General features: G+C 55.6%; 12 protein-coding genes. 5 read left to right on the top strand and 7 right to left on the bottom strand.

The annotated features are described in order from the left end of the window. Positions 1 to 361: 361 nt before the first annotated feature. Positions 362 to 1,909, top strand: a complete 1,548-nt coding sequence (locus VLV32_11110) for a S53 family peptidase (protein HUL42434.1) — start codon at positions 362 to 364, stop codon at positions 1,907 to 1,909. A gap of 44 nt (positions 1,910 to 1,953) precedes the next feature. On the opposite strand, the gene VLV32_11115 is transcribed toward VLV32_11110, so the two are convergent. The 5 genes from VLV32_11115 to VLV32_11135 form a co-directional block, all read right to left on the bottom strand. Further along, on the bottom strand, positions 1,954 to 2,322 hold the full coding sequence (locus VLV32_11115; protein ID HUL42435.1) for a DUF2784 domain-containing protein: 369 nt from the start codon (positions 2,320 to 2,322) through the stop codon (positions 1,954 to 1,956). Positions 2,323 to 2,329: 7 nt separating this feature from the next. After that, on the bottom strand, positions 2,330 to 3,169 hold the full coding sequence (locus tag VLV32_11120; protein HUL42436.1) for a sulfurtransferase: 840 nt from the start codon (positions 3,167 to 3,169) through the stop codon (positions 2,330 to 2,332). A 5-nt stretch (positions 3,170 to 3,174) separates the two neighbouring features. Next, the gene (locus tag VLV32_11125; protein HUL42437.1) at positions 3,175 to 3,522 is read right to left on the bottom strand and encodes an STAS/SEC14 domain-containing protein; all 348 of its coding nucleotides are present in this window, start codon (positions 3,520 to 3,522) and stop codon (positions 3,175 to 3,177) included. Positions 3,523 to 3,576: 54 nt separating this feature from the next. Continuing rightward, positions 3,577 to 4,431: a DMT family transporter gene (locus VLV32_11130; GenBank protein HUL42438.1), complete on the bottom strand. Its 855-nt coding sequence runs from the start codon at positions 4,429 to 4,431 to the stop codon at positions 3,577 to 3,579. A gap of 78 nt (positions 4,432 to 4,509) precedes the next feature. Then, positions 4,510 to 5,613, bottom strand: a complete 1,104-nt coding sequence (locus VLV32_11135) for an aromatic ring-hydroxylating dioxygenase subunit alpha (GenBank protein ID HUL42439.1) — start codon at positions 5,611 to 5,613, stop codon at positions 4,510 to 4,512. A gap of 565 nt (positions 5,614 to 6,178) precedes the next feature. Between VLV32_11135 and VLV32_11140 the strand changes: the two genes are divergently transcribed. From VLV32_11140 to folE2, 3 genes are all read left to right on the top strand, one after another. Beyond that, positions 6,179 to 6,412, top strand: coding sequence for an exodeoxyribonuclease VII small subunit (locus tag VLV32_11140; protein HUL42440.1), 234 nt, complete (start codon positions 6,179 to 6,181; stop codon positions 6,410 to 6,412). Then, complete coding sequence (locus tag VLV32_11145) at positions 6,399 to 7,295, top strand: farnesyl diphosphate synthase (protein ID HUL42441.1); 897 nt, start codon at positions 6,399 to 6,401, stop codon at positions 7,293 to 7,295. Before VLV32_11140 ends, VLV32_11145 begins: the two co-directional genes overlap by 14 nt. Positions 7,296 to 7,409: 114 nt before the next feature. Next, positions 7,410 to 8,258, top strand: coding sequence for a GTP cyclohydrolase FolE2 (gene folE2 / locus VLV32_11150; protein ID HUL42442.1), 849 nt, complete (start codon positions 7,410 to 7,412; stop codon positions 8,256 to 8,258). Here folE2 and VLV32_11155 read toward each other — a convergent pair. Next, on the bottom strand, positions 8,252 to 8,905 hold the full coding sequence (locus VLV32_11155; GenBank protein HUL42443.1) for a TIGR02281 family clan AA aspartic protease: 654 nt from the start codon (positions 8,903 to 8,905) through the stop codon (positions 8,252 to 8,254). The genes folE2 and VLV32_11155 overlap by 7 nt on opposite strands. 11 nt (positions 8,906 to 8,916) lie before the next feature. Here VLV32_11155 and VLV32_11160 point away from each other — a divergent pair, with 11 nt between their 5' ends. Then, positions 8,917 to 9,624, top strand: coding sequence for a type 1 glutamine amidotransferase (locus tag VLV32_11160; GenBank protein HUL42444.1), 708 nt, complete (start codon positions 8,917 to 8,919; stop codon positions 9,622 to 9,624). Positions 9,625 to 9,633: 9 nt separating this feature from the next. On the opposite strand, the gene VLV32_11165 is transcribed toward VLV32_11160, so the two are convergent. After that, positions 9,634 to 10,872, bottom strand: coding sequence for a magnesium transporter (locus VLV32_11165; GenBank protein ID HUL42445.1), 1,239 nt, complete (start codon positions 10,870 to 10,872; stop codon positions 9,634 to 9,636). Positions 10,873 to 11,523: the final 651 nt, after the last annotated feature.

The raw sequence follows: 11,523 nt of genomic DNA on the forward strand, positions 1-11,523 counted from the left end.
GCGCCGTGCAGATTCAGCTTGCGGTTGTATCGCGTACGCTTAGAGATAGATTCATAAGGCGACCAATCCCTTTGTCATTAGTGTTTGCGGCCGATACTTCTTTTAGTCCAATGCTCATCACAAAGCTTCTACTTCGATGGGTTCGAGGCTATTTGATAGGCGGCATTTATTCCTTGGGGTTGTCCTAATTTTGGGATAATTGATTGCCAATGGCCGCGCGGGAATCATGCGAGGTTACGGTTGTCGAAGGCATTACGTATTGGGCAAGATCGAAGGACGTTTTGCAGCCGCGCTACGCGCCGCGGGGCTCGCTGCGGTGTAATTCTGTTACCGGTAATTCCGCGTCACATAAGGGGGAACGATGGCGAACAACCGACATCCGATTCATGGAAGCGAACGTCAGCCAGTCTTGGGTTCGCGCCGCATTGGTCCGGCGGATCCCAATGAAAGATTCGAAGTCACCATAGCGGTGCGCCCCCGGGCATGGGATAAATTGCAGGCCCGAATAACTCAAGGCGCAGCACAGCGTCTGACTCGTGATGATTTCGAGAGGACGCACGGCGCCAACGAAACCGACTTCGATAAGATTATTGCGTTCGCAAAGCAGAATCAACTCACCGTGGTCGAGCGGAATATCGCCCGCTGCAGCGTGGTCCTGTCGGGCACGGTCGCCAAATTCAATGCCGCGTTCGGTGTCCAACTTGAAATGTACGAGCATCCCGCGGGCACTTACCGCGGTCGTACGGGTTCTGTGTATATACCTAGGGAACTCAAGGATATCGTCGTAGGTGTCTTTGGCCTCGACAATCGGCCCCAGGCCAAGCCCCATATTCGTTTCAGGGGAGGAAGCGCCAACGTGCAACGGCACGATGCGGGTACTTCGTTTACGCCGACGCAGTTGGCTGGCTTATACAATTTTCCGTCAGCAGACGGCGGCGGGCAATCCGTTGGCATCATCGAGTTGGGGGGAGGCTATCGCCCTGCGGACTTGACTACATATTTCAACACGCTCGGGATCTCGCCCGCACCGAAGCTTACGGCCGTTTCCATTGACCACAGCGGCAATAAACCTACCGGTGATGCGAACGGCCCGGATGGCGAGGTAATGCTGGATATCGAGGTGGCGGGCGCGATCGCACCCGCCGCCCGGCTTGTTGTCTATTTTGCGCCGAACACCGACCGCGGTTTTTTGGATGCGATCACCACAGCCATTCACGATAAAACCAATAATCCCTCGGTCATCTCAATCAGCTGGGGCGGGCCTGAGTCGAGTTGGACGCCTCAGAGCTTGCAGGCGTTCGATCAGGCGTTTCAGGCCGCGGCGGCACTCGGCGTGACGGTCTGCGTCGCCTCGGGCGACAACGGATCAACGGATGGCGTGAATGATGGCGCGAATCACGTTGATTTTCCCGCGTCCAGCACCTATGCGTTAGGCTGTGGTGGTACCCGCCTGGAAGCGTCAGGCGCATCAATCACGAGCGAGATTGTTTGGAACGAACTTCCGAACGACGGGGCGAGCGGCGGCGGTGTGAGTGGCGTCTTTCCCAAACCGAGTTGGCAATCTACTTTTAACATCCCTAAACCACCCGCCGCCGGTGGCGGTCGCGGTGTGCCGGACGTAGCGGGGGACGCAGACCCGATGACCGGTTATCAGGTAAGAGTTGACGGACAGAACACCGTGATTGGCGGCACCAGCGCGGTGGCACCCCTGTGGGCGGGCCTAATAGCGCGGATCAACCAGCTCAAGGGACAGCCCGTGGGCTACATCAATCCCCGCATCTACAGCAACAGCGCGGCATTGCGGGATATCACCAACGGAAACAATGGTGCGTATTCTGCCGGACCCAAGTGGGATCCATGTACGGGTCTGGGCAGCCCGGACGGTGCCAAGTTACTGAAAATTCTTTGATCGACCAGGCCCAAAATCACCAGGAATTCGAGTCGCAAAAATCTTCACGGGCGCTCCGGTTTGATGCGGAAAAACGTAATCAAGACGGCGAGCGCAAACAGCAGATAGCCTGTAGTGAAAACCCAAGCAGGAAAATTATAATAAAGAATCCTGCCGACCCAGTGCTGGACAAAGCTGGCGTGCGTCGCGCTGCCGCGCAGCGCATCTTCCCACGCCGTCAAAGGACAGACCATCCCCACAACGGATTCCCCCGCGACAAAGAGTATTGCGGCAAGATGGGTGAGGCGGAACCAGAAGTTGCGCACCCAGCGCCAGCGCAAAGCCGCGCCGATCCAGATCAGGAACAGCCCAAAGACAACAAACAGCACGAAACCAAAATGAACAACAAGAATAAAGTCGGCAAGCTCGGTCACGGAGTTGTTACGGGGTAATCATCGGACGTCGCGGATCGCTGCACCATTCGCTCCACGACCCCGGATAAAGCTTTGAACCGCGAAGGCCCGCTATTTCCATTGCAAGTAAATTCTGGCACGCGGTCACCCCGGAGCCGCACATATGTACTGTATTTTGCGGCGGCGCATTGTCAAGCAATTCCAAAAATGCGCGTCTCAAGTCTTCGGGGGATCTGAAGCAGCCTTTGTCGAGATTATTCTGGAAAAAATGATTCAAAGCGCCTGGAATATGTCCCCCTACCGGGTCGAGCGGCTCAACATTGCCGCTGTATCGCTCGGGGCTTCTCCCGTCGATCAGACGCATGTCGCTTTTCTTAAGGTGCGTTTCGACGTAGCGCGCGTCAACGAAGTTATCCTGCGGCTCAGGATCAAACTTGACAGGTTCAAAACGCGGCACTTCGCTCGTTACCGGGCGCTTTTCGGCGAGCCATTTCGGGAATCCTCCATCGAGCACCGCGACGTTGAAATGTCCCTGCCAGCGCAGCATCCACCACAAGCGCGCGGCAAACGCGCCGCCCGTGCTGTCGTACGCGACTACCTGTTTCTTGCGGTCGATCCCGAGCCTGCCGAGTGTCGCGCAAAAAGTTTCAGGCGCAGGCAGGGGGTGTCTGCCATTTTTTCCTGTGGGTTGCGCTGCAAGATCGGAGTCGAGGCTCACGAAGCGCGCTGACGGAATATGCGCGGCGAGGTAAGCGCGTCGCCCGGCTCCGGGATCGGCAAGGTCATGGCGGCAGTCGCAAATTACCCAGCGCTGATCGTCGAGATTCGTTGCAAGCAGGCTTGTTGAGACAAGGGTGGTATGTCCCATACCATTCAACCGGCCTTAAGCCAGTTCTGCGCAGACTGGTCATCCTCAAACACCTGAATATCGGAATCCACGAACAGGCGTGACAGCCACGCGCTCCACGTCAGCCACTGATTATCCGTGATGATCGCGATTTTTCCAAAATCATGCTCGTGCCTGCGGCTGAACTGGATATCTTCCCACGCCACATCGACAGTGTACCCAACCATGTCGCGAAGATCGAACAACAAGTTGACTCTTTTGCCCGCACGCAGTTTCTCCAACACGCGCTCTTCGAACTCGCGGTAATCGGCAAGCGTAAATTCGCCAAGAACATTGGCGCTGACCAAGTTGCCCGCATGCTGGATTGATATCATCGGAGCTCCTTTTTAATGTTAAGCAACAACACCGGTTGCCGCAACGTCTGCATGCTATTCGTCAGGCATCCCGTGCGGCGGCGCAGCCCCGACGCTGAGAATGCCGCCAGCCGCGATCAGGCCGATAGCCAGCCAGCCCGTAATGGTCAACACTTCTCCCCACAAAGCGATTCCGAACAGCGAGGCAAACACCACTGTGCTGTAGGCCAAGGCGCCTGATACCAGAGTCTTCCCTTTGCCATAAGCCCGGGTCATGGCGAGCTGTGCCAGCGTCGCGCTGGCGCCCAAGCCCAGCAAAATGAGGAAGCCTTTCTGATCGATGCTGTGAAAGCCGCTGAACAACACCCAAAATCCCGCGCCTATTGTGCATAACAGGGAAAAATAAAACACCACGCGCCATTCGGGCTCGCCGGTTTCTCCGAGCTGCTTGATGTTGAAATAAGCAATACCCGCGAGAATGCCGGAAATCAAGCCGAGGCAGCCCGCGAAAAACCGATCGTGACTTAACGTCGGGCGCAGCAGCAGTACGACGCCGGCAAATCCCAGGATGATCCCGAGCACCAACGGCCAGTGGGCGCGCTCTTTCAGCCACAGCGTCGTCAGCAATGCGAGAAACAGCGGCGATGTATAGTTCAGCGTCACCGCCGTAGCGAGCGGCAGGGCGCCGATGGCGTAGAAGTAGAGGAGGATCGCGACGAAACCCGAGATGCTGCGCACCAAATGAATTTTCCAGTGCGGCGTGGCGAGCGACAGCCGCTGGTGGCGCGTGACCGTGTAAATTGTCGCGAGCCCGATAACCGAGCGGTAGAACACCAGTTCGGCGCTGGAAAAATGCGGCGAACCCAGTTTAACGAACACGCCCATGCACGCAAACAGCAGTCCTGCTGCCAGCATCCACAGGGACTGCATATCTTAACGGCCGTTACGAGGGACGAGTAACAAGTGACGAGACAAGAGCAGGCGCGTGGTGCGTTGCTTAGCGGGCAGTCAAATATGGCCCGCGAGCTGCCGACGCACAAATTCGTGAAAGTGCTGCATACCGTCTTCCATCGGCGACTGGTAGGGTCCGGCATCATTCTCGCCCGCGAGGTACAGCGCCTTGCGGCCCGCAGTCATGCGCAGGCAAATTTCGTCGTCCTCTAGCGCGGTTTCGTCGTAGGCTTTTTGTTCTGCCTCGACGAATTCGCGCTCGAACAGGGCGATATCTTCGGGGTAATAGAACTCCACGATGTTGGTGCACGCTTCAGGTCCGCGCGGATGCACGGTGCTGATCACCAGTACGTGGGGATACCATTCCAGCATGATGTTTGGGTAATAGGTCAACCAGATTGCGCCATAGGGCGGCTCTTCGCCACTACGATAACGCAGCACCGCTTCATGCCATTTTTGGTAGGTTGGCGTACCGGGCTTGGCGAGCTTGCGGTTGACGCCGACGACCTGCACACTATACCAATCGCCGAATTCCCATTTCAGGTTGTTGGCATCAACGAAGTTGCCCAAGCCGGGGTGGTACGGCACCACGTGGTAATCCTCGAGATAGACTTCTATAAAGGTCTTCCAATTGAACGCGTACTCCTGCACTTCCACGCGATCAAGCAGGTACCCCGAGAAATCGAAATCCTTCATCACGCCGAGTCCGACAAGGTCCCGACCTATGTTACGGCAGCCCGAAAACAGCAAACCATTCCATCGGGTAAGCGAAGTTTTCGGGAGATCGAGGCAGGGACTGGTGGGGAAATGGGGGGCGCCGAGCAATTGGCCATCCAGCGCGTAAGTCCAGCGGTGTAGGGGGCAGACTAGATTTTTGGCATTGCCGCGGCCTTTAAGTATGATCGATTGACGATGGCGGCAAATGTTACCGATGAGTTCAACGCCGTGCGGGTTGTGAATCAGCGATTTGGCTTCATTCAACCAGTCAAGAACGTAATAATCGCCTACGTTTGGAACCATCAGTTCGTGACCCATGTAGCCGGGCCCGCGTTCGAACAGCACGGCTTCTTCCACTTGCGCTATGCGCGGATCGAAATACCAGCTAACCGGAAGCTGCGACGAGACTGGTGCCGCTACAGATGCCTGAGCCAAATTGGACATCTTTACACCCTCCAAACTATTAAACCCTAAGACCACGGCCGATGGCGCCGGTTGCAGACGCAGGTTACGGAAAACTTCGTAATACGTAGGGGCAAGCTCTTCGAGGTTATCCTTTGATAAGCTCGAGGCGAGCCGCTTGTTCTGCCAAAACCGACCCACTACCGTAAAGTTCGCGCTATTCTAAGCAAACGGGAATAAAGTGCAAGGACTTTTCCAGGGAACCTCCGATTAAGTTCCACACGGTTGCCACGGCGCTTTGTCGTCGATGGGACGCGCGAAGCGAGGCGTAGTCAATGGTTGGACCCTTCACAAGCGGCGCGACAAAACACACAGCCCCGGGAACCGCTTTGCTTTTGGGTTGATGTAAAATGCGGCGTCTGCGGCGCACCCCGGGCTCGGTCTCGCGCAGTGAGGTGGAGAATAGGCACATAAGGCTGCGTTCGATATGCCGAGTTGGTGCTTTGTGCGGCTGCGCCATTCGCGGAGGACTTGATCAGAGGTTTCTTTCGTTGACTGATTGCCTCGCCGTGCGTTATTTTTGCTTTTAACCTGGACTTTTAAAATAATGCCGAAAACCAGACCCCAGACTTTTGAATCTGCGCTTACCGAGCTTGAGAAAATTGTCGCTAGCATGGAAGCGGGCCAGCTGTCGCTTGAGGAGTCATTGGCGGCATATAAGCGCGGCGCGGAATTACTTAAATTTTGCCAAGGCGCGCTGGCGGAAGTGCAGCAGCAGGTGAAGATTCTCGAAGCCGATACTTTGAAAAATTTCTCCGGTGCCGACGATTCCAACGGATGATTTTCAGGAATGGGCGCGCACGCATCAGGCGCGTACGGAATCCACGCTGGGGCGGGTGCTTCCTCCTTCCGACGTCGCTCCAAAGCGTTTGCATCAGGCTATGCGCTACTCCGTGCTGGGGGGCGGGAAAAGAGTACGGCCGCTCCTGGCGTTCGCGGCAGGCGAAGCGGCGCACGCCGACACGGAGAGGGTAGCGATTGCCGCCGCGGCGGTGGAACTCATTCATGTCTATTCGCTGGTGCACGATGATCTGCCGTGTATGGACAACGATGTGTTACGTCGTGGGAAACCCACTTGCCACGTCGAGTATGACCAGGCCACCGCGCTGTTGGTCGGCGACAGCCTGCAAAGCCTTGCGTTCCAGCTGCTTTCCGAATATCGCTTGAGCGACGATCCGGCGCGTCAACTGGAAATGCTGAAGCTGCTCGCGACGGCCAGCGGCTCGCGAGGCATGGCTGGCGGCCAGGCGGTCGACCTGGACAGCACCGGCAAATCGCTCACGCTGCCCGAACTCGAGTTCATGCATATTCATAAAACCGGGGCGCTCATTCGCGCCGCGATACTGTTGGGTGCGTACTGCGGCAACAGTCTGGATGATAAACCGTTGGCGAGGCTCGATCATTTTGCAAAATACATAGGCTTGGCGTTCCAGGTGGTGGATGATGTTCTGGATGCGGAGGCGAGCACCGCAACTCTTGGGAAGACTGCGGGCAAGGATGCCGACAATAACAAGCCGACTTATGTGAGCGTGCTCGGAGTATCGGCAGCGCGTGAGCATGCAGAACAGCTGAAAAGCAATGCTATGAGAGCACTCGAGGATTTTGACGAAAGCAGTAACCGATTGCGTCAGCTTGCGGACTTTATAGTATTGCGGCAGTTTTAAGCACCGCATTGAACCGGGAAGCTATGCCCCGGTCATAATAGGTGTTGATATGCAAGTTATATACTCAACTATTGCGCCGCGTTATAATAAAAAACGGCAAAAAAGGATTCGACCATGAACTACCCCGATCCAGTAATATCTTCGATACCCGATGTACAAAGCACTCCGGATAAGCGCCATTTGCCCATAGACAAAGTGGGCATCAAGTCCATACGGCATCCGGTACGTGTTGCTGACAAAAGCGGCGGCGTGCAGCACACCATCGCCCAGTTCAATATGTACGTGGACCTGCCGCATGCCTTTAAGGGTACGCACATGTCGCGCTTTGTCGAAATTCTCAATAGCCACGAGCGGGAAATTTCGGTGGAGTCGTTCGAGAGCATCCTGCGCGAAATGGTGCAGAAGCTAGAAGCCAAGGCCGGCCATATCGAAATGAGCTTTCCTTATTTTGTGAATAAGTCGGCGCCGGTTTCCTCGGTGGAGAGTTTGCTTGACTACGATGTGACATTCATCGGAGAAATTTTTGACGACCACTATTACTTCACCATGAAGGTCGTGGTACCGGTCACCAGCCTTTGCCCCTGCTCGAAGGAAATTTCAGAGCGCGGAGCGCACAACCAACGCTCGCATGTGACGGTGACAGCGCGCACCCATGGCTTTGTGTGGATCGAGGAAATCGTGCGTTACGTGGAAGAAAACGCCTCAAGCGAGCTATACGGCCTGCTCAAGCGTCCCGACGAGAAATATGTCACCGAACATGCTTACGATAACCCCAGATTCGTCGAGGACATGGTGCGCGATATCGCCACGCGGCTTAATCGCGATGAGCGCGTCGACGCGTATATCGTCGAGTCGGAGAACTTTGAGTCGATCCATAACCATTCGGCCTATGCCCTGATTCAACGCGACAAGAAAAGGCATAGCGTGGCCGACGGCTTAATGCAGGCGCTGACTACTCAGTAGCGCTTCGTCAGTGTCATCTCCGAGCCTTCGCGTTTCATATCTACGCGGTTCAAAAAGCTCATCCCCATCAGCGCCATCGGCAGGTGTTCGCCCTCCTGCACCAACGCATCGACATTGTTGAGGGAGATATCTCCTATTTTTACGTTGTCCAGCGTTACTTTGTAGACCGGCACCGGGCCATTGGCGGTCGAAACCACGCCGCGTTGTCCTTTCAGGTAATTCAGGCCAATGCGCCTTGCTTCGCTGCTGTTTAGCGATATCATGGTGGCGCCGGTATCGATTATGAATTTTACGGTGGCACCGTTGATGCTGCCTTCGGTGATGAAATGCCCGCTGGAATCGGCGGTCAGAGTCACGCTGGAATTGTCCGCGGGCGCGAAATTCGACGAGATTCTATTGCCCAGGCCCAGCACCTGACGCTTGCCGTCGATTTCAAAGTCCGCGCTATCTGAATCCGCACTGATCAATTTGACGCCCTCTGGCGAGATTTCTCCCGTGCTCAAAATGCGCGGTTTGTTGCCGTTTATCACCACCACAGCTTTGCCGGGAAACAGGCCGATAACATTGATATCGGTAGCCGCCGCCTGTCCCGCGAAGAGTAGGAAAACCAGCCAAACTAAACTAAAATTTTTATGTTTGATCAACATGAGGCGCCATCATGAAGCCTGTAGCAATTTTCCGGCACGCGCGCACCGAAGGCCCGGGTTATTTTGCCACATTTCTCACGCGGCTTGGAATTCCGTGGCTGCTGATCAAGGTTGACGAAGGGCAAGCGCTTCCACGGCAGGCGCAAGATTACGGCGGCCTGGTGTTCATGGGCGGTCCCATGAGCGTAAACGACGATTTGCCGTGGATCCCACAGGTACTCGAGCTCATACGGCAGGCCGTGGCACGGGAAATTCCGGTGCTGGGGCACTGCCTCGGCGGTCAGTTGATCGCAAAGGCATTAGGAGGCGAGGTGCGCAAAAATCCAGTGAAGGAAATCGGCTGGGGCGAGGTCAAGGTGGAAGACAACCCCGCCGCACAGTCCTGGTTGGGCGACATGCCGAAGTCGTTTCTATCGTTTCACTGGCACGGTGAAACATTCAGTCTCCCGCCCGGCGCGACACGCATTCTTTCCAGCCAGTGGTGCGAGAACCAGGCATTCGCGGTGGGGAAACACCTGGGTTTGCAATGCCACGTGGAAATGACCCCTGAATTGATCAAGAGCTGGTGCGAAACGGGAGTAAAGGAAATCGAGGCGAACACAGGACCCTCGGTGCAAACCGCGCGGGCGATGCAAACGAATCTGGATAACCGCGTGCCGCGGCTGCACCGCATTGCGGACCGGCTCTACAGCCGCTGGATCACTGGGCTTAGTGTTTAAACGGGCGGATCAGGTCCTTATCATGATGGTGGCAAGCCAAAGGAAAAGGCCCATGCTGGTGACGTCGGTCGCCGTGGTGAGAAATATAGCTGACGCGCTTGCCGGATCGAATCCCAGTTTCTTGAGGGTTATGGGAATCAAGGCGCCGGAGAGTCCAGCCGCGACGCAGGCCGCTGTCATGGCGAGAAACACCACAAATCCCAGCATCGTTGCGTGTGTATTGCTCTGAGAAATCGCGGCGACATACATGCCAACGCCCGCGGTAAGACCGACGAACAAGCCATTCAATAATCCCAACCATGCTTCTTTCGCCAGCAGAATCTTTTGCTTGTGCGGTTTTAATTCGCCCAACGTCATGCCGCGCAGCGTGATGGCCAACGCCTGGCAGCCGGTGTTGCCGGCCTGCCCGGCGAGCACCGGCAGAAAAAGGGCGAGTATCACGAGCTTGTCGATCGTACCCTGAAAGAAGCCGACCACCACGGCGTCAAGAAATGCGGTGAGGAGGTTGAACTGCAGCCAGGGATGGCGGAACCTAAGGCTGGTTGGCCAGGGTGTGGCGAGCCGTTCCTCCTTTTCCACGCCCACCATTGAACCGGGCTGAGCGCTGATTTCGAATGCGCCGGCCTGGAACATGACCTGGCCGCGCACCAGCCCGACCAGTCGGCCTTGACCGTCGCACACCGGATAAACCGGGTAATGTCGGTTGATGGCAAGCTTCATCGCATCGTTCAGCGCCATTTGAGGCTTTAAAAAGAACAGTTCCGTGAGCATGATATCTTGCAGGCGGCGCGATTTGTCCGCGAACAGCAGGTCGCGCATGGTCACGAGACCGAGAAGTCTTCCCGCGTCGTCAGTTACATAGCCATAGGTTATAAAAGCGGTCTTGATGAGGCTATGCAGCCGGTTTATGGTTTCGGCCACGCTGAGCTGCGGATTGAATACCGCGAGCGCGGGCTCCATCAACCGTCCGATGCTGCCCTCCGGATAGGACTGGTTTTGCCGCCATTGCCTGGAGATTTCGGGAGGCGCGGCGCCCAAAATAGTCTCGAATTGTTTCCTGGAAAATTCGCCGAGGAGTTCCTGCACCGCCTCCGGATTGAGCTCCAAAAGCAGTTTGACGATAAAATCGGCAGGCTGGTTTTCCAGGAGCCGGACCCCTTCGGGAGCGGGCCTTTGCAAAACCTCCGTGAGCAGGGCCTTGCGCTGCTCTTCGCTCCAATCTTGGGATGCCACCGCTTGCGTAGGCATTTTCCACTCCCTCATGATTGCCACAATGCGCGCAATCGTAAGAGAAGCTCCGCTTACTGTCTACCGACTGAAGTTCACGCCCTGCGGGCAAAATCCGGTATTGATTATCATTTCGCCTTTTGCGGCATGAAAAAATCGGCGATGAGAGGCGCTGGCCTCGGCTCTTGCGATATATTGCGTTGCAATTTCTTGACCAGGGTCAAGAAACTGAATTTAATTACCGTAGATCCAAGCGAAAAATTTAAAAAATAGCGATTGCGAATATTTTTTTGCGAATTATAATCAAAACATATACGCGCGCATCCTTGACCAACGCGCGAATGGGGAGCGTTAAATTAAAAAAAGATCTTGCATTTCTGCGTCGGTGATTTCCCGATATACCCGATGTGCGCGATAATCCTGCTGGAATTCGTGGAGCAATGTATGGAGTCTCACGCTCCTCAAACGAATTCCCCTGCTAATAAAGCATGCGAGTGGTAGCTGCAAGAAACGTCAGGCAAATGAGTGACTAAAAATTGGAGAACAAAATGCTGAAGAAAAAAACCGCTTTTGCTCTATTAGCATGTAGTGCGGTATTTGCTCTTTCTCTCGCGAGCGGCGCTTATGCCGCCGATTTGTCGAAGCTGACAGAAACCTGCGGAAATTGCCACG

The sequence above is a fragment of the Burkholderiales bacterium genome, assembly GCA_035518095.1.
GTDB lineage: Bacteria > Pseudomonadota > Gammaproteobacteria > Burkholderiales > JAHFRG01 > JAHFRG01.